Genomic DNA, 22185 nt, shown 5'->3' with positions numbered 1-22185 from the left:
CTTTTTCAAAGCCCTGCGTGGACGTGGCACACGACATCACGGTTATGAAGTGGGCGCCGAGGGTTTGCGGGTGCAGGCACCGGCGTTCTGACCAGGGTTTCGAAAGAATCAACTTGCACCACACCTCAGACTTGATCCCGACGTTTCCCGGAGGTGAGCGTAGCGACGCCCCCACGCCGCGCTTGGGGCCGCAACGTGCCTCAGGTGTGCTATACCCAACAGTTGTGACGGCTGGGGATGCATACCTTGTGGGTCGTGAGATCATCGCCGAACTTCCTGTCGACGCTGGCGGTGTAGACCAGCTGTATGCCTCGATTCGTGCGGACGGGTCAAGGCTCGAGGGTGTGAAATTTGCCCATTGCACTTTCGCAAATGTTAGTTTCAAGGACTGTGTGCTGGATGAAGCTACGTTTACCGACTGTGCATTCATCGACTGTTACTTTCGTAACACCAAGATTGAGAAGTCAAAGTTTTCTGGCTGCAAATTCGTGAATAGCGACCTTTCAAAAGTTGACATCAGATCTTGTGACTTCAGATACTACAATTCGTTTGCAAACTGTCTTATCAAGTTTGGTCAGCTACGAGAATCGCTTCCTGGCGAGGGAAATCTACGAGCCCATCTTTGTGCGAATCTTGCCCAAGAGGCCAGAAAGGCTGGTTTAACCTACGACGAAGGGTTATACCGACAGGCTGGTGCCGAGGCGTTCGAAAGGCACATGTTTGACGCTATCCGAGGTACAACGCCTTACTTCAAAGAGCATTACAGAGGATCCGGTCGGGTTAGTGCTGCTTACAGGTGGGCAGCGAGTCGCTTACGAGGATTAGCCTGGGGCTATCGTCGCAGTTGGCTCGTTGTATTGAGGAACTGGTCGATTTTGAGCCTGGGTGTCTTTCCCCTCCTATTCCTGGCGCTTGGCGCGGGACTTGAAAGGGATGGCAAGCGGGCGTCCGCAAGCGACGCTTGGCTCGCTAGTCTCGGGAACATACTCCCGGGGTCTGGTTTGTCGGATGTACACTTCGTTTCAGGTTGGACTCTCGCTCTAGCCTTTATAGAGGTGCTCCTGGGCCTGCTCTTCGCTGCGCTAATCACTGCTCTGTTGTTCAGATCTGTGTTTGAACGAGAGAAGTGAGATGGCTGACCGAGATTCGTCACCATTCGTGGAAGTATTGTACGGCTCGGCTGCGCGCGGCGATGGTGATAGATACAGTGATCTGGACCTTTTAATTGTGGACGATGGGAACGATAGGTTGCCTTCGTACACGTGGGCTTCGGTTGTTCGGTACACTTGGGCTGAATTTAGCGAAATGTCGGGCTATGGATCATTATTCCTCCGTCATTTGCGATCCGAGGGTCGAATACTAAATTCTGACAGCAGAGGTCAGCGACTGTTGAATGAGTTTCTAATGGGCCTACGACCGTATAGCCGCGTCGCATTCGATCTACATTCATTCGAGCTAGCTATTGCTGATGGTGAATCAGCGCTCGCGCTAGGTGACACGTCGACTGAGTTTGAGCTGGCAAGCTTGGCTACGGTGATGAGGCACTGCGCGATACTCGGGTGTTACTTGATGGGGTGCGAGAACTTTACCCGTTACGGCGCATTTGATCTCTGTTGTGATCGGTTCGGATTGGAATCCGGGTCGAAGGAAAAGTTTCGACAACTCTACGGTTACCGCATTGCGCTCGCTCGCGGTCTGCCGTTTGAGTGTTCGTCAAGCGTTCCCGATGGACGACTCGCAGTGGCCTCTGCCAGGCTCCTGCTGAATGGTGTGAGGGAGTATGCAACGTATTCAGCGGTGTCTTGACCGAATTGCTCAAGTCCGAGAAGCGGCCCACGATTTGGAATCTGCGTACCTGCTCCGAACCCGAACGCATCGCATGCTGCTATCGGTGCAGCGTCTAGTCGTCGCTGAGTACGGCGCTGAAGTCGCGAGGCCCGAATTCCTAACATCCGACAGAAACACCGATCCAGCCTTCAGAAACATCGCAGAGTTGACGAACGAGCTTTTACAGAGTTCTCGGCATCTTTCACAACGCAGCGCCGCCTTTGACCGTCGCTGGCAACAGGAGTGGCAGGACGTTGAATCTGTGCTTGAGAGGCTGGAAGTGACCCTACGCGCCCTGTACCGGACTTGATCCGAGAAAGTGAGCAGTGGAGGCCGCAATCTGCTAGGTCTCTGCTTTCCCTGGCGGCCGTAGGCTGCTGGCATGACAGCGAAGCTCTGCCTAGCGCAGGATCCCGAGGCTGACGAACTGCTGTCAGCGAGCCCACTGGCGCTGCTGATCGGGATGTGCCTGGATCAACAGATCCCCTTCGAAGTGGCCTTCGCGGGCCCGAAGAAGATTGCCGACCGCATGGCTGCGGCTGGTAGCAATCGTGTTGGCACCTCTCAGCAGATCCCGATGGAGGTGGCGTTCGGCGGCCCGAAGAAGATCGCCGACCGCATCGGGGGCTTCGACGCCGCGGGCATCGCCGACTACGACCCGGAGAAGTTCGCCGCATTGTGTGCGCAAACGCCTGCGATACACCGGTTTCCGGGATCGATGGCCCAACGCGTGCAGGCGCTGGCACAGGTGATCGTCGACCAGTACGGGGGAGATGCCGCCGCGCTGTGGGCCGACGGCGCCGACGGATCCGATGTGCTGCGCCGACTCAAGGCGCTGCCCGGGTTCGGTGAGCAGAAGGCGAAGATCTTCCTGGCGCTGCTCGGTAAGCAGTACGGCGTGACGCCCAAGGGGTGGCGCACCGCGGCGGGTGACTACGGCAAGGCGGGCACGCACATGTCGGTCGCCGATGTGACCGATCCGGGCTCGCTGCAGAAGGTGCGGAGCTACAAGAAAGAGGCCAAGGCGGCGGCTAAAGAGAAGGCGAAGGCCGCCAAACCCTGACGTCCGGCGTCAGGATCGGTGCGCGGACTGGCTGTCGTCGAGCGCCGCGAGATCGCTGAGGACCTCGGCGACCACCCGTCCGGTCGCGGTGGCCGTGTCGAGGCCGTTCTGCAGACAGCGCAGCGTGATTCCGCGGGTGGTCAGATCGGCAACGGTCCGGGTGACCTCGGCGACCGACCGGCCCAGCCGTTCCAGCGCCACCACCACGACGACGTCGCCGGAGCGGGCGTAGCTCAGCATCGCCAGCAGTCCGGCGCGCATCTTGTCGGCCGAGCCGTGGGTCAGGTCGGTGAAGATCCGCCGCGAATCCACTCCCGCCGCGGCCAGCGCCGCCAGTTGATCGTCGAGATCCAGGCGGGTTCCGGCGGCCGTGGCATAACCCAGCGTGACCGTCACCCGTCCAAGGTCTCACGATGGCGGGCCCGCCGTCACAGAGACGCGCCGTCGAACCTCTCCCAGGTGGCGAACGCGGCGACGGGTTGCCGGGTCAGGCGGGTGACCCGGCGCTGCGGCCGGCCGATCGGCAACACCGCCGCGACGGCGAAGTCGTCGGGAATGCCGAGCAACTCCTTGATGCCCGGTTCCTCGGCGATGGCCATCGTGGTCAGCACGCCGCCGAAGCCCTCGTTGCGCGCGGCGAGCAGCACGTTCCACACGAACGGGTACACCGACGCGCCGGCGACGACCCCGATGCGGTCCAGGTCCTGGTCGAGTGCGGCGACCACGTTGAGGTCGACGCACACCACGAGGACGACGGCCGACGTCAGCAACGGGGTGGACAGATCTGCGGGCACCTCGGTGGCGGCGACGTCCTCGGTGGAGACCTGCATGGGCTGCACCGGGTTCCACGGGCCCTCCCCGTTGCGGGTCTGCGCGAGGTAGCGCCGCATGCCGGTGACGCTGAGCCGGCCGAGGGCCTCGCGTGTGTCGGGGTCGCGGACGGCGATCACCCGGACGCCCTGCCGGTTGCCGCCGCTGGGCGCGAAGCGCGCATTGTCGAGAATCCGCACCAGGACGTCGTCGGGCAGCGGGTCGTCGGTGAATCGCCGAACTGCGCCGGTCGTGCGCATCACGTCGTAGAGGTCCATGTTGTCGATCTTGTCTCATCGCCCGCCGTTGGCTGTGCCATTGTGAACTCATGAAGACGCACCTGAACTGCCCCTGCGGCGAAGCCATCACCGGCAAGGACGAGGACGACCTGGTCGAGAAGGCCCAGAAGCACCTGTCGGAAAAGCACCCCGGGCGGGACTACGACCGCGACGCGATCCTGTTCATGGCCTACTGATCGTCCGCGAACGTGCGTTCCCGGTAGCGAGTGTGATTCGCGCGCTACCGGGAACGCACGTTCGGCGTCGAGGGGCAGGGCTCAGGGGACGACGGTCGAGCCGATCGTCGGCATGAACTGGCACTGCTTCTCGGTCGTGGTGACCTGACCGAAGATCGTCGACATGATGCTGCCCGACCCGGTGTCGACGATGGCCGTCAGCGTGGTCGGCCCCTCGGGGTTGATGTCGGGGCGCGGCTTGAGGGTTGCGCTGCCGGACTTGCCGGTGCTCAGGTTCACCCACGTGACGTTCAGCGGCAGCTTCTGCTCGGCGGCCGGGCCGGGCGTGCCGACCGCGGTGAACACGTAGGCGGTCTGGCCCGGGCCGGGGCCGGGGGTCGGGATCGTCGCCGGGCCCGCCACCGAGATCGCGGTCGCCAGCACGTTCCCGCCGTCGGCGAGGCATCCGTTGCTGATCGACGGGTACAGGAAGTCCTGCGTCACCGGTGCGTTCGGGCCGAAGTCGGGAGTCGCCGCCGGGACCGCAGCGTTGGGCCCGGGCGCCGGTGCGGGCCCGGGAGCCGGGGCCACTGCGCCGGCCGCATCGGGCAGCGGGGGAGCGGCCTCGGGCAGCGGGGGAGCGGCCTCGGGCAGCGGTGCGGGTGCGACCTCGGGCAGCGGTGCCGCAGGAGCGACCTCGGGCAATGGTGCGGGTGCGGCCTCGGGCAGCGGGGCCGTCTGTGCCAGCGCCTCCGGGACGGGGCCGACCGCATGAGCGGGATCCACTCCGGCCGGCAGGTGGGCCGCGGTGCCGGGCACCGCGCCGGTCGCCGGTACGTGTGCGACGGGCTGGGCGACGAACGAGTTGACCGCCGACGCGACGTCACGGGAGGGTCGAGGTGCGGCCGCGTCCCCGGCGAAGACCGCGGCGGCGGCCATCAACATCGACGCAGCGTTGGTCGGGTCGGCTGCGGCCTGCTGGATGACCGGGCCGATGCTCTCCACCGCGGGCAACCCCGGGGCCTGCAGGCCGTCGATCGGCAGTGGCGCGACCGGCGGGTCGGCGTGCGCGAGACCCGGCACGCCGACCGCGAACAACGTGGCCGTTGAGCCCACCGCGACGACGGAGCGCAGCAGCGTCCCGGTCATTGACGTCAGTGACATGGTTCCCCAATGCGTTTCGGTGGGTCAGCGGGCCGGTCGGGACGCTGTCGATCAGGGCAGCGCAGACAGCGGGGTGAAGGCCGGTCCGAGCGGATTGGTCATCGCCGCGGGAGCCGATGCCGGGGCCGCCGCCACGGGTGCGGTGGGCTGCGTCGGCAGCAGGCCGGCCAGCCCGGTCCCGGCGGGCAGCAGCGAGGCCAGGCCGCCGGGCACGCCCAGCGAATCGGTCAGGGCGGCCGGCAGCATCGACGGGGCTGCGGCAGGGGCCGCGGCGGCGGGGGCCGCTGCGGTGGCGGGCAGCGCGGTGGCCGGCAGCGCGGTCGCGGGCTGGGGCAGCGTGACCGAGGCAGTCGCCGCAGGTGCGGCACCCGGTACGGCCGCAGTGGTGGCGGCCGCCGGCGCGTTGCCCATGACGTTGGCGAATGCCTGGATGAGCGAGGCGGCTGCCGCCGGGTTGGCGGCCAGCTGCTGCAGCATCGGCAGGCCGGGCACCTCGGGCGCCGGCGCGGGTGCCGGCGGTGCGGGCTGTGCCGACGCGGTGGCGCTCATGGCCACGGCAGCCGAGACCGCCCCCGCTGCAGCGATCATCATGGTGGCAAGCAGTTTCCGGTTGCGGTGCATGGGTTCTCCCTGTTTCTCGATGGCGCCGATGGTCGGTCGGTGATGGCCGCGTTGGCACGCCTGCACCCGAAGCTAGCCTGTTACTGAAGTTGCTCAAGTGACACATGTGGCATTTATGGAAGTGTTACGGACGTGAATTCGGATGGTGACCGCTGGCTAGGCTCGGGCGAATAGACGCCATCGAATCCGCCCCGGCGAGGACCCGCACCCGGCTTTCGGCCGCGGCGCCGGTGCTGCTGCTCCTCAGCGTCGGGGCGCGGCTGGCCTGGACCTACCTGCTGCCGAACGGTGCGAACTTCGTCGACCTGCACGTCTACGTCGGGGGTGCCGCGACGCTGGATCAGCCCGGCGCGCTCTACGACTACGTCTACGCCGACCAGACACCGGACTTCCCGCTGCCGTTCACCTACCCACCGTTCGCGGCCGTCGTCTTCTACCCGTTGCATCTGCTGCCGTTCGGGCTGGTGGCGCTGGCCTGGGAACTCGGCATCGTCGCCGCGCTCTACGGAGTGGTCCGGGTCAGCCAACGACTGCTCGCCCCCGGACCGGGTACCGCGGACCGGCGAGTGGCGATGCTGTGGACCGCGGTCGGGATATGGACCGAACCGTTGCGCAGCACCTTCGACTACGGCCAGATCAACGTGCTGTTGGTACTGGCCGTGCTCTACGCGGTCTACAGCACGCGGTGGTGGCTGTCGGGGCTGCTGGTCGGGCTGGCCGCGGGCGTCAAGCTCACCCCGGCGGTGTCCGGGCTGTATTTCCTGGGCGCCCGACGCTGGGGTGCGGCCGGGTTCTCGGCGGTGGTGTTCGTCCTGACCGTCGGCGTGTCCGCGCTGGTCGTGGGTGATCAGGCCAGGTACTACTTCACCGAGCTGCTCGGCGACGCCGACCGTGTCGGCCCGATCGGGACGTCGTTCAACCAGTCCTGGCGCGGCGGGATCTCGCGGATCATCGGACACGACGCCGGCTACGGCCCGGCGGTGCTGGCCGGGATCGCGGCGACCGCCGTGCTGGCCCTGCTGGCCTGGCGCGCCATCGGCGGTGCGGCCGACCGGCTCGGGGCGATCCTGGTCGTGCAACTGTTCGGACTGCTGCTGTCACCGATCTCGTGGACCCATCACTGGGTGTGGCTGATCCCGTTGATGATCTGGTTGCTGCACGGACCGCTGTCCGGCCGGCTGGGCGCGCGGATCCTGGGCTGGGGATGGCTGGCGCTGACGCTGGTCGGGGTGCCCTGGTTGCTCAGCTTCGCCCAGCCCAGCATCTGGATGATCCCGCGGCCCTGGTACCTGGCCTGGGCGGGGCTGGTCTACATCGTCGCGACGCTGGCGACGTTGGGCTGGATCGCCGCTAGCGCAGCATCTCGTCGATCTCTCGCGCCATCTGAACGTCCTTCTCGGTGATCCCACCCTCGGAGTGCGTGACCAATGTGAAAGTCACTGTCCGCCAGCGGATATCGATATCGGGATGGTGGTCGGCGGCCTCCGCGTGCTCGGCCACCCGGCGCACCGCCTCGATGCCGTCCAGAAAGGCCGGGAACTTCACCGATCGGCGCAGGGCGCCCTCGGTGTGTGCCCATCCGTCCAAGCCGGTCAGGGCGGTGGCCACCTGATCGTCGGTCAACACAGCCATGGGTTCGACGGTATACCGTCTGCGTCGATGGCAGAGCAGATCGTCGTTGCGGGTGCGCTGGTCTCGGGAGCGAGGCTGCTGGTGGCCCAGCGTGACCGACCACCCGAACTGGCCGGGCTCTGGGAGCTTCCCGGCGGCAAGGCGGCTCCGGGAGAGTCCGACGCCGCCGCGCTGACCCGCGAGCTGCGGGAGGAACTGGGCATCGACGTCGCGGTGGGACGGCGGTTGGGCCACGACGTCGCGCTCGGCGCGGCGATGATGTTGCGCGCCTATCTGGTCACCCAGGTCGGTGGCGCGCTGCAACCGCACGATCATCGCGCGCTGCGTTGGGTGGGCGCCGACGAGCTGGCCGACCTGCCCTGGGTGCCCGCGGACCGGGCCTGGCTGGCCGAGCTGGCCGACGTGCTGACCGCCCGCCAGAAAGATGGCGGATCAACATGATTCGCCGCGGGCCGGAGCGCCGCCGTCAGTAGTGCAGCGGATCTGCGACGCTGACGTCCGAACGGTCGTCCGGATGCGTCAGCGCGTGGATCGGATGGGTGAGCACCGGGTGACGGCATTGCGGGCATGACGCCTGGTTCTTCTTCGCCGTGCTGAACGTCAGGCGCCGGCAGTGGCTGCATCGCACCACGTAGAACGCGCCGATCCAGTTCAGCAGGCCCAGGAAGATCGCCAGTGTCGCCGCCGTGGCCAGCACCGTGATCAACACGATGGTGAGTACCGCATAAACCGTCATATCGGCCAACCTCCACTTCACGATTGACGGGCAGTACCCACGGTACGCCCGGCGCCCCCACGAGATCGGGACTTTCGGGCGCACGCGTCACGGCTTGCCGCCGCAGCACGTCATTTTTCGAAACCGGGGTGGCGAATATGCCCGGCCATGCGTGAGCTGCCTCTCTCGTTTTCGCGATCGGTGCACTTCACTGCGACAATCACCGGCGTGCAAACATGCCCCGCCTTCCGCAACGTCGCCATCGTGGCCCACGTCGACCACGGCAAGACCACGTTGGTCGACGCGATGCTGCGCCAGTCGGGCGCGCTCGCCGAACGTGGCGAGGCCACCGAGCGGATCATGGATTCCGGTGACCTGGAGCGTGAGAAGGGCATCACGATCCTGGCGAAGAACACCGCAGTACACCGAGTCCACAAGGACGGCACCGTCACGGTGATCAACGTGATCGACACCCCCGGCCACGCCGACTTCGGCGGCGAGGTGGAGCGCGGCCTGTCCATGGTCGACGGCGTGGTGCTCCTCGTCGACGCCTCCGAGGGGCCGCTGCCGCAGACCCGGTTCGTACTGCGCAAGGCGCTGGCCGCGCACCTGCCGGTGATCCTGGTCGTCAACAAGACCGATCGGCCCGACGCCCGCATCGCCGCAGTCGTCGAGGAGAGCCACGACCTGCTGCTCGACGTCGCCTCCGACCTCGACGACGAGGCCCAGGCCGCCGCGGAGAAGGCGCTCGATCTGCCCACGCTCTACGCCTCCGGGCGGGCCGGCATCGCCAGTACCACCCCGCCCGCCGACGGCGAGGTCCCCGACGGCGACAACCTCGACCCGCTGTTCGACGTGCTGATGGAGCACATCCCGGCCCCGACGGGCGACCCCGAGGCGCCGGTGCAGGCGCTGGTCACCAACCTCGACGCGTCGGCGTTCCTGGGGCGGCTCGCGCTGATCCGGATCTACAACGGCCGGCTCAAGAAGGGCCAGCAGGTCGCCTGGATGCGCGAGGTCGACGGGGTTCCCGTCGTCACCTCCGCCAAGGTCACCGAACTGCTGGCCACCGTCGGCGTCGAACGCACCGCCGCTGACGAGGCGACCGCCGGCGACATCGTCGCGATCGCGGGCGTGCCCGAAATCATGATCGGCGACACCCTCGCCGACCCCGACCACGCACATGCGCTGCCCCGCATCACCGTCGACGAACCTGCCATCTCGGTGACCATCGGCACCAACACCTCGCCGCTGGCCGGGAAGGTCTCCGGGCACAAGCTGACCGCACGGATGGTCAAGAACCGATTGGACTCCGAGCTCGTCGGCAACGTCTCGGTGCGGGTCGTCGACATCGGCCGCCCGGATGCGTGGGAGGTGCAGGGCCGCGGCGAGCTGGCGCTGGCGGTGCTGGTCGAGACGATGCGCCGGGAAGGCTTCGAGCTGACCGTCGGCAAGCCGCAGGTGGTCACCCGCACCATCGACGGCAAGCTGCACGAGCCGTTCGAGGCGCTGACGATCGACTGTCCGGACGAGTTCGTCGGCGCCATCACCCAGCTGATGGCCGCCCGTAAGGGCCGGATGGAGCAGATGACCAACCATGCCGCCGGGTGGGTCCGGATGGACTTCATCGTGCCCAGCCGCGGCCTGATCGGCTTCCGCACCGACTTCCTGACCGAGACCCGCGGCACCGGCATCGCCAACGCCGTGTTCGACGGCTACCGGCCGTGGGCGGGGGAGATCCGGGCCCGGCACACCGGTTCGCTGGTGTCGGACCGCAGCGGCCAGATCACGCCGTTCGCGATGATCCAGCTCGCCGACCGCGGCCAGTTCTTCGTCGAGCCGGGCCAGGAGACCTACGAGGGCCAGGTCGTCGGCATCAACCCGCGCGCCGAAGACCTCGACATCAACATCACCCGGGAGAAGAAACTGACGAACATGCGGTCGTCGACCGCCGATGTGATCGAGACGCTGTCCCGCCCGCTGGAACTCGACCTGGAGAAGGCGATGGAGTTCTGCGCGGCCGACGAGTGTGTCGAGGTCACGCCGGAGATCGTGCGGGTGCGCAAGGTGGAACTGGTGGCGTCGCTGCGCGCCAGGGCCAAGGCGCGCGCCAAGGCCCGCGGCTGAGCGGGCGCCGGCCGGACTCGCCGGCCCGCCCGAGCCGGTCGATACCCTGTAGACGTGCCGACGATCCTGCGACGCGTCAGCGCCGTCCGATGGTCGGCTGTGGCCGCGACCGTCGGGACGTTGGCGCTGGTCACCGGCTGTACCGTCAGTCCGCCGCCGGCACCGCAAAGCACCAACACCACCGAGGTCGCGCCCCCGCCGCCGATGAAGGCGACCCAGATCATCATGGCGATCGACTCGATCGGACCCGGGTTCAACGCGCACCTGTTGTCCGACCAGTCGCCGGTGAACGCGGCGATCAGCTCACTGGTGCTGCCCAGCTCGTTCCGGCCGATCCCGGACTCGCAGTCGCCGACCGGGTCCCGCTGGGAGATGGACCCCACGCTGCTGGAGTCCGCCGAGGTCACCAGCGAGGACCCGTTCACGGTGACCTACAAGATCCGTCCGGAAGCCCAGTGGACCGACAACGCGCCGATCGCCGCCGACGACTACTGGTATCTGTGGCGGCAGATGGTCAGCCAGCCCGGGGCCGTGGACCCCGCCGGCTACGACCTGATCACCGGCGTGCAGTCCGTCGACGGCGGCAAGACCGCGGTGGTGACGTTCTCCCAGCCCTACCCCGCCTGGCGGGAGCTGTTCAACAACATCCTGCCCGCCCATATCGTCAAGGACGTGCCCGGCGGGTTCTCGGCCGGGCTGGTTCGGGCCCTGCCGGTGACCGGCGGGCAGTTCCGGGTGGAGTCCATCGACCCACAGCGCGACGAGATCCTGCTGACCCGCAACGACCGCTACTGGGGTGAGCCGGCCAAGCCCGACCTCATCTTGTTCCGCCGGGGCGGTCCGCCGGCCGCGCTGGCCGACTCGATCCGCAACGGCGACACCCAGGTCGCACAGGTGCACGGCGGGGCAGCGGTGTTCGCACAACTCTCGGCCATCCCGGACGTGCGCACGGCGCGGATCGTCACCCCGCGCGTCATGCAGCTCACGCTGCGCGCACAGCAGCCCGAGCTGGCGGACGCGCAGGTACGCCAGGCGATCCTCGGACTGCTCGACGTGGACCTGCTGGCCGCCGTCGGCGCCGGCGACGAGAACACGGTGACGCTGGCGCAGGCACAGGTGCGGTCCCCGTCGGATCCCGGTTATGTGCCGACCGCCCCGCCGGCGATGACCCGCGAGACGGCGTTGTCGCTGCTGGCCGACGTCGGATACCAGATCGAGCCGGTGGACACCGAAACGCCGCCGACGCCCGGCCCGCCGAACAACAGGGGACAGCTGAGCAAGGACGGTGAGCCGCTGACGCTGGTGATCGGTGTGGCCGCCAACGACCCGACCTCGGTGGCCGTCGCCAACACCGCCGCCGACCAGCTCAACAACGTCGGCATCGCGGCGTCGGTTTCGGCGATGGACCCGGTGACCCTGTACGGCGACGCGCTGGTCAACAACCGGGTGGATGCGGTCATCGGCTGGCGCCAGGCCGGCGGTGACCTCGCCACGTCGCTGGCCTCGCGCTACGGGTGCCCCGCCCTGGAGGCCACCGCCGTGGCGACCACCACCGCGTTGCCGTCGCAGACGTCGTCGCCCGCGTCCGCCGAGCCGACCACGTCCGCCACGTCGCGGCCCAGACCGCCGGCGAGGACCACCACCACGGCGGCACCCGCTCCGGAGTCCTCCGAGCTCGTCCAGGCGCCCAGCAACATCACCGGGATCTGTGACCGCAGCATCCAGCCCGACATCGACGCCGCGCTGCGGGGCACCGTGGACATCGGTGAGGTGATCGACGAGGTCGAGCCCAAGCTGTGGGACATGTGGACGGTGCTGCCGATCCTGCAGGACACCACGATCGTCGCGGCAGGTCCCAGCGTCCGCAACGTCACCCTCACCGGCGCGGTGCCCGTCGGCATCGTCGGCGACGCCGGGGCGTGGGTCAAGCTGCCCAAGTAGCGCCGCGGCGGGCGATGAACGCCCGTCTGCGCTGCTCGATCAGGTGGGTCGTCGCCGCGCCCAGCGCGAACACCAGCACCAGCCACAGCGGCGGATGGGCGAGCTCCCAGACGAACAGGGCGGCGAACAACGGCGAGCCCTGCGTGATCGTCAGCACGCCCGCCGCGCAGATCAGCGACACCACCGCGACGTTCAGGTCGGTGCCCGCCCAGTGGTTGAGCGTCAGCGCGACCAGCGATCCTGCAGCCGCGCCGGTGGCCAGCGCGGGGGTGAGCAGGCCGCCGACCGCGCCGGCACGCAGGAACACACCGGTCAGCAGCGGCTTGAGGATCAGGATGGCGGCCGCGGCGGTCAGCGTCAGCCCGCTGTTGACGCTGACCTGAAGGATGCTGCGGCCGTTGCCGGGCAGTTCGGGCAGCCAGATCGAACAGATCCCGGTGAGCAGCCCGGCCGCCGCGATGGCCGGGATGATCAGCCACGACTTCATCGGGGTGGTGGGCCTGGCGGCCTTCAACAGCCGGTCGAAGGCCAGCCCGACGGCTGCACCCAGCGGCGCCAGCGCCAGCGCCAGGAACGCGAACAGATAGGTCAGGCTCATGTCCGGCCACACCAACGGGTGCTCGAGGTGGGTGACGGGTGAGGCCACCGCGACCGCCAGGGCCGACGTGATCAGGGCCGCACCGAGCGCCCTGGGGTGCCAGGTGCCCAGCAGGATCCGGGCGGCGAACAACGCCCCGCCCAACGGCACGCTGTACACCGCGCCCAGGCCGGCGCCCGCCGCGCACGCCAGCAGCACCTCGCGGTCCCGCGCGGTCAGCGAGAACTTGGATGTGCCCAGGTCACCCCACGCGGCGGCGAGCTGGCGCGGCGCCCCTTCCCGCCCGAGCGAGGCACCCGAGCCGACGAGTAGAACCTGCAGCCCCGCGTCGACCGTCAGCGACACCCGCGGCAGCGCCTTGCCCGAGTCGATGGCGGCCTGCAGCGACGGGACGTGGTGGCGGCGGCGCAACACCCACCAGCCCAGCCCCGCCAGCGCGCCGCCCAACAACGGTCCGATGGTGCGCCGCGTCCGGTCGCTGCCCTCCACGCCGGTCAGCAGCGTGCCGAAGCCGTAGTGGTAGGTGAGGTGTTCCACGGCGTGCAGCAGCAGCGTGGTGGTGGCGCCGGCCACCCCGGCGATCAGCCCGATGATGACGATCGCGCACCCGAACTCCACGGTGCGTCGCGTCACGAGGCGAATGTATGCCAGGACCGTCGTCCGTGGCGGACGACGAGTTGGCAAGCTGTCGGTATGGAGATCCCACGGCTGCTTTTCGTGCACGCCCATCCCGACGACGAAACCCTGACCACCGGCGCGACGATCGCGCACTACGCGTCCGATGGCGCGCAGGTACAGGTCCTCACCTGCACGCTGGGGGAGGAGGGCGAGGTGGTCGGCGAGCGCTGGGCGCAGCTTGCCGCGGATGCGGCAGATCAACTCGGCGGCTACCGGATCGGGGAGCTGACCGCGGCGCTGGCCGCTCTGGGCGTGGACCGTCCACGCTTCCTGGGCGGTGCCGGGCGGTGGCGCGATTCGGGGATGGCGGACACCCCGCCGCGGCGCCACCGGCGGTTCGTCGACGGGGACTTCGCCGAGCAGACCGCGGCGCTGGTGGCGGTGATCGACGAGTTGCGCCCGCACGTCGTCGTCACCTATGACCCCGAAGGCGGCTACGGGCATCCCGACCACATCCACACCCACCGCGTCACCATGGCCGCAGCCGGCGCGTCGGCGTGGCGGGTGCCCAAGGTGTACTGGACGGTGACGTCGTCGGCGGCGCTCTCAGACCGCCTGGCCGCGTTGGGTGACATGCCGGCGCACTGGATCCGGGTCACCGGTGCCGACGTGCCCTTCGGCTATCCGGACGAGGACATCGATGCCGAGCTGAACCTCACCGCGCAGCTGCCCGCCAAGGTGGCCGCGCTGCGCGCCCACGAGACCCAGGTCACCGTGTCGGCGGACGAGCGGGCGTTCGCGTTGTCCAACGACATCGCGCTGCCGATCGAAGCGTGCGAGCACTACGTGCTCGCCGAGGGAGACGCGGGCGAGCGGGACAGCCGGGGCTGGGAAACCGACCTGCTGGCCGGTGTGAGCCTGGGTTGACCGCCCGAGCGGGACGGTAAGCTGCCCGCAACCGGACGCGCATGGAAGGCAAGCACATGGACCCGGACCAGGATCCCAACCTGCAGCACCGGCTGGGCCGGGTCGACAACGTCCAGTGGGTCGCCGGTTCCGTGGTCTCCCTGCTGGACGGCATCCCGACCTGATCCCGGCCGCCCCTCCCGCGCCGGTCTGGCGCCGGATTCTCGTACTGGTCCTCCTCGGTGTCGACGGCGTGCTGTCGGCGCTGCTGGCCGCTTTCTTCCTGCCGCTGTATCTGGGTTCGGTGCCGCTGCCGGTCAGTGCGGTGCTGAGCGGCGTCGTCAACGCCGCGCTGGTCTGGACGGGGCTGCAGTGGACACCGTCGCAGGCCGCCGCGGGCACGCCGCTGTGGACCTGGCTGGCCACCGTGGCGCTGTTCACGCTGGGCGGACCCGGTGAGGACATCGTGTTCGGTGGCGCAGGGATCATGGAATACGGTGCCGTGCTGCTCGTCGCGCTGGGCGCCGGTCCGGCCGCCCTGGTGCTCACCCGGCAGACCGGGGCGCACTCCGGGCGTGGCACCGGGTGACTACTGTGACCCCTATGCCAGGCGCAGCGGTTTCAGATGGTGAGACGCGCGGATGATCCGCGACGACGCCGGGGTTCTACGGGAGTGGCTCTGAACACCCAGCACGGCGCCGATCTGCCCAGCCCGGTGGTGCCCCCGAAACCTGCCGCGCCCAGTCCGGCCGCGGTGCGGCGCGTGCTGCGGCGCGCCCGTGACGGGGTGGCGCTCAACACCGAGGAGGCCGCGATCGCGATGACCGCGCGCGGTGCGGACCTCGCCGACCTATGCGCCAGCGCCGCCCGGGTGCGCGATGCCGGCCTTCAGGCGGCCGGCCGCCGGGGCCACACCGGACGGCTGCCGGTGAGTTACTCCCGCAAGGTGTTCATCCCGATCACCCACTTGTGCCGCGACACCTGCCACTACTGCACCTTCGTCACCGTTCCGGGGCGGCTGCGCGCCGCCGGACAGGGCATGTACATGGAGCCCGACGAGATCCTCGACGTGGCCCGCCGTGGCGCCGAATCCGGTTGCAAGGAAGCGCTGTTCACCCTCGGTGACCGCCCGGAGGCGCGGTGGGACGAGGCCCGGCAGTGGCTCGACGAGCGCGGCTATGACACCACGCTGGACTACGTGCGCGCGATGGCGATCCGGGTGCTGGAGGAGACCGGGCTGCTGCCGCACCTGAACCCCGGGGTGATGAGCTGGTCGGAGCTGTCGCGGCTCAAGCCCGTCGCGCCGTCGATGGGCATGATGCTGGAGACCACGTCGCGGCGGCTGTACGAGACGAGGGGCCAGGCCCACTACGGCAGCCCCGACAAGGACCCCGCGGTGCGACTGCGCACGCTGGCCGATGCGGGACGGTTGTCGATCCCGTTCACCACCGGACTGCTGGTCGGGATCGGCGAGACATTGACCGAGCGCGCCGAGACGATTCACGCGATCCGCAGGCTGCACCGAGAGTTCGGGCATGTGCAGGAAGTGATTGTGCAGAACTTCCGCGCCAAGGATCACACCGCGATGGCCGCCGCACCCGATGCGGACCTCGACGCCTTCCTGGCCACGGTGGCCGTCACCCGGCTGGTGCTGGGGCCCAAGATGCGCGTCCAGGCGCCGCCCAACCTGGTGTCGCGGGCGGAATGCCTGGCACTGGTCGGCGCCGGGGTGGACGACTGGGGCGGGGTGTCGCCGCTGACCCCCGACCACGTCAACCCGGAACGTCCCTGGCCCGCGCTCGACGAACTGGCGGCGGTGACCGCCGAGGCCGGCTACGACCTGGTGCAGCGGCTGACGGCCCAGCCGCAGTACGTGCAGGCCGGCGCCGGGTGGATCGACCCGCGGGTGGGCGGGCACGTGGCCGCGCTGGCCGACCCCGACACCGGGTTCGCCCTCGACATCAACCCGCTTGGGCGCCCGTGGCAGGAGCCCGACGAGGCGGCCGAGTCGCTGGGCCGCACCGACCTGCACAGCGCGATCGACACGCAGGGCCGGCGCAGCGATGCCCGCAGCGATCTGGCCAGCGCTTTCGGCGACTGGGAGTCGATCCGGGAGAAGATCGGCGAGTTGGCCGCCCGTGCGCCCGAGCGGATCGACACCGACGTGCTGGCCGCATTGCGGTCGGCCGAGCGCGACCCGGCCGGGTGCAGCGACGACGAGTATCTCGCGATGGCCACCGCCGAGGGTCCCGCGATGGATGCCATTGCGGCGCTGGCGGATTCGTTGCGCAGGGAGACCGTCGGCGACGATGTGACGTTCGTCGTCAACCGCAACATCAACTTCACCAACATCTGTTACACCGGTTGCCGGTTCTGCGCGTTCGCGCAGCGCAAGGGTGACGCCGACGCCTACTCGCTGTCGACCGCCGAGGTCGCCGACCGGGCCTGGGAGGCCCACGTCGCCGGGGCGACCGAGGTCTGCATGCAGGGCGGCATCGACCCGGAGTTACCGGTCACCGGGTATGCCGACCTGGTGCGGGCGGTCAAGGCGCGGGTGCCCTCGATCCATGTCCACGCGTTCTCCCCGATGGAGATCGTCAACGGCGTGACCAGGAGCGGGCTGAGCATCCGGGACTGGCTGACCGCGCTGCGCGAGGCCGGGCTCGACACCATTCCGGGCACGGCGGCCGAGATCCTCGACGACGAGGTGCGCTGGGTGCTGACCAAGGGCAAGCTGCCCGCCGCGGAGTGGATCGAGGTGGTGACGACCGCGCACGAGGTCGGGCTGCGCTCGAGTTCGACGATGATGTACGGCCACGTCGACACCCCCCGGCACTGGGTCGGCCACCTGCGCGTGCTGCGCGACATCCAGGACCGCACCGGCGGATTCACCGAGTTCGTGCCGCTGCCGTTCGTCCACCAGTCCTCGCCGCTGTACCTGGCGGGCGGCGCCCGGCCGGGGCCCACCCATCGCGACAACCGGGCGGTGCACGCCCTGGCGCGGATCATGTTGCACGGCAGGATCGCCAACATCCAGACCAGCTGGGTCAAGCTGGGCGTCGAGCGGACCCGGGTGATGCTCGACGGCGGTGCCAACGACCTGGGCGGCACGTTGATGGAGGAGACGATCTCGCGGATGGCGGGGTCGGAGAACGGCTCGGCGAAGACGGTCGAGGAACTGGTCGACATCGCCGCGGGCATCGGCAGGCCGGCCCGCCAGCGCACCACCACGTACGCACCGCTGGCCGCCTGACGTCCGCTTCGCGAGCGTGCATGTCTGCACGCCGACACGCCGTCGCTGGTGTGCATCTGCGCGCTCCCGCGGCTCGTGACCGCGCTGGGCGCGCGCATTCACAGCTGGCTTTGGTAGGACATTGGGTGTGAAGCTGCGGCGGGTCCTCGTTGACGGGTGCCTGCAGCTGCAGTCGGCGGGCGATGACGGAGAGTGGGCGCCGGCGCCCGACCCGTCGGTGCTCGGCGGGGCGGTGTTCGACCGGGAGTGGGAACCGGCCAAACGCCCAGCGCCACTTCGCCGCCTCGGGCCATGTGCTTCCGGTGCAGCCGGCGTCGTTTCGCGACTTCATGCTCTACGAGCGGCACGCCATCGACGCGGCACGCGGGTTGGTGCGCCGGTTCCATCCCGGCCAGTCGCGGCTGGCGGAGCGGATCGAGAAGCTGACCGGCAGACCGTTTCCGATGTCCGCCCCCAAGCCCCTGTTCCACCGGCAGCCGATCTACTACATGTCCAACCATCTGAGCTTCGTGCCCAGTGGCGGAAGTCCGAGCATTTCGCTTCGTCCATGTCGGTGTACGCCGTGACCGCCGACGAGATCCTGCCGCGTTTCGATGAACTCAGCGGCTACGTCGCCCTCAACGGGAACACGGTCGGCACGGTGTGCAGCCGTGGCATACAGTGGAGCGTCGACGAGGTGCTCGCACACGCTTCCCGCGGTGAAAAGCTTTATGCTGGTGAACTTTTCGCCACCGGAACGCTGCCGGGAGGCAGCGGCATGGAGACGGGCCACTGGTTGCGGCCCGGAGACCAGCTGACGCTGGCCATCGACCAGATCGGAGAAATCAGCCATCCGATCTCGAGTGTTCAGGAGCCCGAATGACCACCCTCGCCGGAATACCCGCACACGCCCTGCTGGTGCACGCGATCGTCGTGCTCGCGCCCATGACGGCCGGCCTCGGGATCCTGTGTGCGATCTGGCCGGCGGCCCGGCGGCGTCTGGTATGGCTGGTGTTGGCGCTTTCGTTGGGGGTCCTGGCGTTGACACCGCTGACGACCGAGGCCGGCGAATGGTTGTACGCCCAGTCCAGTACGCACAGTCCGATCCTGCAGACGCACGCCGAGCGTGGCGACTGGATGAAATACTTCTCGATCGGGTTGCTGGTCATGGCGATCGCGGTGGCCTTCCTGCATGTGCGCTCCTCGCGATCGGAGTCGCCGAAGATCCTGGCGACGGTGATCGTCACGGTCATCGCGCTGGCGATCGGCGCATCGGTGACCTATGGCGTGATCCTCATCGGGCACTCGGGCGCGGAAGCGGTCTGGGGCTAGGGCGCGGGGAAGCCGACACGACAAAGCCACCGCGACGACCGGGATCGTCGCGGCGGCTCCTCATCCGTGCCGTCAGGCCTGCTTGGTCGCCTCGATCTCGAGCGTGATGGTGACCTTGTCGCCGACCACCGTGCCGCCGGTCTCCAGCGGCAGCTCGATGTCGATGCCGAAGTCCTTGCGGTTGATCACAACCGAGGCCTCGAAGCCTGCCACCTCGCCGTGTCCCATCCCGGGGTTGACCCCGTTGAACTCCAACTCCAGCGAGATCCTCCGGGTGACGCCCTTGAGGGTGAAGTCGCCCTCGAGCACGTAGTGGTCGCCTTCGGGGCGCACCGTGGTGGACGTGAACGTCGCCACCGGGTAGTTCGCGACGTCGAAGAAGTCGGCGGACTTGACGTGCGCGTCGCGCTGCTCGTTGCGGGTGTTGAGCGAGTCGACGGCGATCTCGGCGTGCACCGACGGAGTGCCGTCCTCGGCGACGGCGATCGCGCCGCTGAAGGTTTCGAACTCGCCCCGGACCTTGCTCACCATGAGGTGGCGTACGGAGAAGCTCACCGACGAGTGGACCGGGTCGATGGCCCACGTGCCGGTGGACAGCTGTGCGGTGGCGGTGGTCATGGCATGTCTCTTTTCTGGCTCGGCGCCGGCCGGTCCGGCGCTCTCACCGAGACTAAACGGACTATGGTCCGGAACCATTCCCGCCAGCCCGGTGGACGGAGCCCGCCTGCGGGAATCGGGTCAGGCGATCAGCGTGTGCGCCACCTCGGTGGTTTTCTGCGCATCGATCATGGCCGGCCACAACTCGGCCATCAGCCGCACCGCGGCGACGAGCTCGTCCTCCGGCTTGGCAAACGGGATGCGCAACCAGGAATCCGATCCACCTTCGACGGTGAACACCGGACCGGGCGCCACCAGGACCCCCTGCCGTTGCAGTTCGACCGCCAACCGGGTGGCGCTTCCGCTGGGCAGCTGAACCCACAGGCTCAACCCACCGGCGGGCAGCCGGAACCGCCAGTCCGGCAGGTCGGCCCGCAGCGCGGCGGCGAGCGCGTCTCTGCGCTGCTGCAGCTCGGCGCGTCGTCGCGTGAGCACGCCATCGGTGCCGATGAGGTCGGCTACCACCAGCTGGTCCAGCACGGAGGTGCCCAGGTCGGCGCGCACCCGCGCGGCGACGATCCGGTCCACCAGTGACCGCGGCGCCCGGATCCAGCCGACCCGAAGGCCGCCCCAGAACGCCTTGGACGCGCTGCCGACGGTGATCGCCGACGGATCGAACGATGCGAACGGCGCCGGCGTGACGACATGGTCGAAGCCGATGGGCTGCAACGTTTCGTCGATGATCGCCGTGGTCCTGTTCTGCTGCAGAGCTTTTGCGTACCGATCCCGATCCGCGTCGTCCATCAGGAAGCCGGTCGGGTTCTGAAAGTCCGGGATCAGATAGGCCAATCGGGGCGATGTCTGGCGCAACGTGGCCTCGACGCCGTCGAGATCCCATCCCGTGGGGCCCAGCGGATCGGCGAGTGGCGAACTGACCGTGCGGGCCCCGCCGAGCCGCAGCGCGTCGACGGCATTGGAGTAGACCGGCGACTCCACCATCACCCGGTCGCCGGGGCGGGTGAGCGCCCGTGCGACCACCGAGATCGCGGCCAGTGCCCCCGAGGTGATCACGATCTGCTCGGCGCCGGTGGGCAATCCGCGGTCGGTGAACGACTCGGCCACCCGCGCCTGCAACTCGGGCAGTCCGGACGGCAGGTACCCGTCCTCGGCCAGATATGGCGGCAGAGCGGACAGTGCGCGCTCGTAGGCCGCCAGCGTCCCCGGCGTCGCCCCGCCCGCCGCGATGCTCAGATCGACGGAGTGGCCGGCCGGCGAGGGCATGCCGAGTGGGCGCCGGACCCGGTCGTGGACCTTGCGGCGGTCGATCGGCACCGCGGCGTAGGTGCCCGACCCCTGCCGGGACACCGCGAAGCCGGTGGCCACCAGCTCGGCGTAGGCGCGCGTGACGGTGGTGCGCGACACCCCGAGCGCGGTGGTGACGGAGCGTTCGCTGGGCAGCCGGGTGCCGGCCGGAATTCGGCCGTCGCCGATCAGTTCCTGCAGCGTTTCGCACAACCCGCGGTAGGCGGGGGTGCGATCGAAGTCGCCCACGAGGCGGGCGAGCCGTTCGGGGCCGATGGTGACGGGCATGTAGCCATCATGGCGCAATTGGCTATTTAAACGAAAGCCAATTATCGCGATGGTGGAGCCATGGAAAAGACCAGTGTTGATATTCGGATGGCCAATCTCGGGCCGCTGGCCCAGCTGACCGCCGGCCGCCTCCCCGAACGTCTCACCCGGCTGATCGTCGGCTTGTGGCTGTACGGCCTGTCGATCGCGCTGATGATCGAGGGCGCGGTGGGGGCGGCGCCGTGGGACGTCTTTCACGTCGGCGTCTCCCGGCACCTGCCGCTGAGCCTGGGGGCGATCATCATCCTCGCGGCGGCGGTGGTGCTGGCGGCGTGGATACCGCTGCGTCAGAAGCCCGGGCTGGGCACGGTGCTCAATGCGGTGCTGCTCGGGCCGTTCGCCGACGGCGGCTTCGCCCTGATGCCGACGCCGGACGGGATCGTGGCGCGATACGGCTACTCGTTGTCCGGTGTGGTGGTGTGCGCGTTCGCCACCGCGCTCTACGTCGGCGCCCAGCTCGGCCCGGGCCCGCGGGACGGCTTGATGACCGGCCTGGCGCGCCGCACCGGATGGCCGCTGCGCCGCGTCCGCACCCTCATCGAGGTGTCAATGTTGGTGTCGGGTTTCCTGCTCGGCGGAACCGTCGGCCTGGGCACGGTGGTCTTCGCGTTCGGCATCGGACCGCTGACCCAGTTCTTCCTCCGGTATCTGGTGGTGCCCCTTGTCGATCACCGCACCGCCGTGCCGTCGCCGGCCCGGGCGCGAACCGTCGCAGGACCCGATCTCAACGGGAGTACGTCATGTATGTCCGTATAGCCACGTCATGTATGTCCGTATCGCCATGTTCCGGCACGCCGATCTCTCGCCTGAGGACTACGCCCGGCACGCCGACCGGGTTGCCGCGGAGTTCGGCGTGCTGGCCGATCCGACGGCCGTCACCGCCGGCGTGCTGTCGGGTTGAGCATGCTGAGCGCCGGCG

24 protein-coding genes and 1 pseudogene are annotated in these 22185 nt (G+C 68.7%); 16 read left to right on the top strand and 9 right to left on the bottom strand.

The features are described from left to right. The first annotated feature begins 44 nt into the window (after nt 1-44). From JDV09_RS27470 to JDV09_RS10545, 3 genes are all read left to right on the top strand, one after another. Nucleotides 45-1130 carry a pentapeptide repeat-containing protein gene (locus JDV09_RS27470; RefSeq protein WP_372452894.1) on the top strand — a complete coding sequence of 362 codons (1086 nt, stop codon included), beginning with the start codon at nt 45-47 and terminating at the stop codon, nt 1128-1130. 1 nt (nt 1131) lies between these two features. Beyond that, complete coding sequence (locus JDV09_RS27465) at nt 1132-1806, top strand: nucleotidyltransferase domain-containing protein (protein WP_221369074.1); 675 nt, start codon at nt 1132-1134, stop codon at nt 1804-1806. Nucleotides 1807-2209: 403 nt separating this feature from the next. Then, nucleotides 2210-2890, top strand: coding sequence for an HhH-GPD-type base excision DNA repair protein (locus JDV09_RS10545; RefSeq protein WP_255605151.1), 681 nt, complete (start codon nt 2210-2212; stop codon nt 2888-2890). 9 nt (nt 2891-2899) lie between these two features. Here JDV09_RS10545 and JDV09_RS10540 read toward each other — a convergent pair whose 3' ends face one another. Continuing rightward, nucleotides 2900-3286: a recombinase family protein gene (locus tag JDV09_RS10540; RefSeq protein ID WP_221369073.1), complete on the bottom strand. Its 387-nt coding sequence runs from the start codon at nt 3284-3286 to the stop codon at nt 2900-2902. 32 nt (nt 3287-3318) lie between these two features. After that, nucleotides 3319-3978: a nitroreductase family protein gene (locus JDV09_RS10535; protein WP_221369072.1), complete on the bottom strand. Its 660-nt coding sequence runs from the start codon at nt 3976-3978 to the stop codon at nt 3319-3321. A gap of 50 nt (nt 3979-4028) precedes the next feature. Between JDV09_RS10535 and JDV09_RS10530 the strand changes: the two genes are divergently transcribed. After that, nucleotides 4029-4175: a DUF1059 domain-containing protein gene (locus tag JDV09_RS10530; protein WP_221369071.1), complete on the top strand. Its 147-nt coding sequence runs from the start codon at nt 4029-4031 to the stop codon at nt 4173-4175. Nucleotides 4176-4256: 81 nt separating this feature from the next. Here JDV09_RS10530 and JDV09_RS10525 read toward each other — a convergent pair whose 3' ends face one another. Both JDV09_RS10525 and JDV09_RS10520 read right to left on the bottom strand, forming a co-directional pair. Then, on the bottom strand, nt 4257-5318 hold the full coding sequence (locus JDV09_RS10525) for an Rv1157c family protein (protein ID WP_255605150.1): 1062 nt from the start codon (nt 5316-5318) through the stop codon (nt 4257-4259). A gap of 51 nt (nt 5319-5369) precedes the next feature. Further along, on the bottom strand, nt 5370-5939 hold the full coding sequence (locus tag JDV09_RS10520) for a hypothetical protein (RefSeq protein WP_221369070.1): 570 nt from the start codon (nt 5937-5939) through the stop codon (nt 5370-5372). A 152-nt stretch (nt 5940-6091) separates the two neighbouring features. On the opposite strand from JDV09_RS10520, the gene JDV09_RS10515 reads away from it, so the two are divergent. After that, nucleotides 6092-7342: a mannosyltransferase gene (locus tag JDV09_RS10515; protein ID WP_221369082.1), complete on the top strand. Its 1251-nt coding sequence runs from the start codon at nt 6092-6094 to the stop codon at nt 7340-7342. On the opposite strand, the gene JDV09_RS10510 is transcribed toward JDV09_RS10515, so the two are convergent. After that, nucleotides 7290-7571: a 4a-hydroxytetrahydrobiopterin dehydratase gene (locus JDV09_RS10510; RefSeq protein WP_221369069.1), complete on the bottom strand. Its 282-nt coding sequence runs from the start codon at nt 7569-7571 to the stop codon at nt 7290-7292. The genes JDV09_RS10515 and JDV09_RS10510 overlap by 53 nt on opposite strands. A gap of 27 nt (nt 7572-7598) precedes the next feature. On the opposite strand from JDV09_RS10510, the gene JDV09_RS10505 reads away from it, so the two are divergent. Continuing rightward, nucleotides 7599-8012 (top strand): (deoxy)nucleoside triphosphate pyrophosphohydrolase, encoded by a 414-nt coding sequence (locus tag JDV09_RS10505; protein ID WP_221369068.1) that lies wholly within the window; start codon nt 7599-7601, stop codon nt 8010-8012. A gap of 25 nt (nt 8013-8037) precedes the next feature. Here the strand turns inward: JDV09_RS10505 and JDV09_RS10500 are convergent, their stop codons facing one another. Then, nucleotides 8038-8307: a hypothetical protein gene (locus JDV09_RS10500; protein WP_221369067.1), complete on the bottom strand. Its 270-nt coding sequence runs from the start codon at nt 8305-8307 to the stop codon at nt 8038-8040. Between the two features lie 207 nt (nt 8308-8514). Between JDV09_RS10500 and typA the strand changes: the two genes are divergently transcribed. Together typA and JDV09_RS10490 are read left to right on the top strand one after the other, a co-directional pair. Beyond that, nucleotides 8515-10413 carry a translational GTPase TypA gene (gene typA, locus JDV09_RS10495; RefSeq protein ID WP_221369066.1) on the top strand — a complete coding sequence of 633 codons (1899 nt, stop codon included), beginning with the start codon at nt 8515-8517 and terminating at the stop codon, nt 10411-10413. Between the two features lie 54 nt (nt 10414-10467). Next, on the top strand, nt 10468-12354 hold the full coding sequence (locus tag JDV09_RS10490) for an ABC transporter family substrate-binding protein (protein ID WP_372452893.1): 1887 nt from the start codon (nt 10468-10470) through the stop codon (nt 12352-12354). On the opposite strand, the gene JDV09_RS10485 is transcribed toward JDV09_RS10490, so the two are convergent. Further along, nucleotides 12338-13585, bottom strand: a complete 1248-nt coding sequence (locus tag JDV09_RS10485) for a chloride channel protein (protein ID WP_221369065.1) — start codon at nt 13583-13585, stop codon at nt 12338-12340. The genes JDV09_RS10490 and JDV09_RS10485 overlap by 17 nt on opposite strands. 60 nt (nt 13586-13645) lie before the next feature. On the opposite strand from JDV09_RS10485, the gene mshB reads away from it, so the two are divergent. From mshB to JDV09_RS10460, 6 genes and pseudogenes are all read left to right on the top strand, one after another. Beyond that, nucleotides 13646-14497: an N-acetyl-1-D-myo-inositol-2-amino-2-deoxy-alpha-D-glucopyranoside deacetylase gene (gene mshB, locus JDV09_RS10480; protein ID WP_221369064.1), complete on the top strand. Its 852-nt coding sequence runs from the start codon at nt 13646-13648 to the stop codon at nt 14495-14497. 41 nt (nt 14498-14538) lie between these two features. Next, nucleotides 14539-14661, top strand: coding sequence for a hypothetical protein (locus JDV09_RS26715; RefSeq protein WP_255605158.1), 123 nt, complete (start codon nt 14539-14541; stop codon nt 14659-14661). Nucleotides 14662-14729: 68 nt separating this feature from the next. Next, on the top strand, nt 14730-15065 hold the full coding sequence (locus tag JDV09_RS10475) for a hypothetical protein (protein WP_308124081.1): 336 nt from the start codon (nt 14730-14732) through the stop codon (nt 15063-15065). An 84-nt stretch (nt 15066-15149) separates the two neighbouring features. Continuing rightward, on the top strand, nt 15150-17729 hold the full coding sequence (locus JDV09_RS10470; RefSeq protein ID WP_221369062.1) for a bifunctional FO biosynthesis protein CofGH: 2580 nt from the start codon (nt 15150-15152) through the stop codon (nt 17727-17729). A 127-nt stretch (nt 17730-17856) separates the two neighbouring features. Then, nucleotides 17857-18591, top strand: a pseudogene (locus JDV09_RS27630) (fumarylacetoacetate hydrolase family protein). Continuing rightward, entirely contained in the window at nt 18588-19040 is a 453-nt protein-coding gene (locus tag JDV09_RS10460; protein WP_221369061.1) for a DUF2231 domain-containing protein, read from the top strand. Before JDV09_RS27630 ends, JDV09_RS10460 begins: the two are co-directional and overlap by 4 nt. Nucleotides 19041-19112: 72 nt before the next feature. Here JDV09_RS10460 and JDV09_RS10455 read toward each other — a convergent pair whose 3' ends face one another. Next, on the bottom strand, nt 19113-19658 hold the full coding sequence (locus JDV09_RS10455) for a YceI family protein (RefSeq protein WP_221369060.1): 546 nt from the start codon (nt 19656-19658) through the stop codon (nt 19113-19115). Between the two features lie 120 nt (nt 19659-19778). Continuing rightward, nucleotides 19779-21227, bottom strand: coding sequence for a MocR-like transcription factor YczR (gene yczR / locus JDV09_RS10450; protein ID WP_221369059.1), 1449 nt, complete (start codon nt 21225-21227; stop codon nt 19779-19781). A 60-nt stretch (nt 21228-21287) separates the two neighbouring features. Between yczR and yczE the strand changes: the two genes are divergently transcribed. Together yczE and JDV09_RS10440 are read left to right on the top strand one after the other, a co-directional pair. Continuing rightward, nucleotides 21288-22022: a membrane protein YczE gene (gene yczE / locus JDV09_RS10445; RefSeq protein WP_221369058.1), complete on the top strand. Its 735-nt coding sequence runs from the start codon at nt 21288-21290 to the stop codon at nt 22020-22022. A 7-nt stretch (nt 22023-22029) separates the two neighbouring features. Then, a complete protein-coding gene (locus tag JDV09_RS10440; RefSeq protein ID WP_221369057.1) occupies nt 22030-22167 on the top strand; it encodes a hypothetical protein in 138 nt (45 codons plus the stop codon). The last annotated feature ends 18 nt before the right edge of the window (nt 22168-22185 follow it).

The sequence above is a fragment of the Mycolicibacterium xanthum genome (genome assembly GCF_019710635.1).
Taxonomy (GTDB): domain Bacteria; phylum Actinomycetota; class Actinomycetes; order Mycobacteriales; family Mycobacteriaceae; genus Mycobacterium; species Mycobacterium xanthum.
This window is presented reverse-complemented; position numbering and strand designations above follow the sequence as displayed.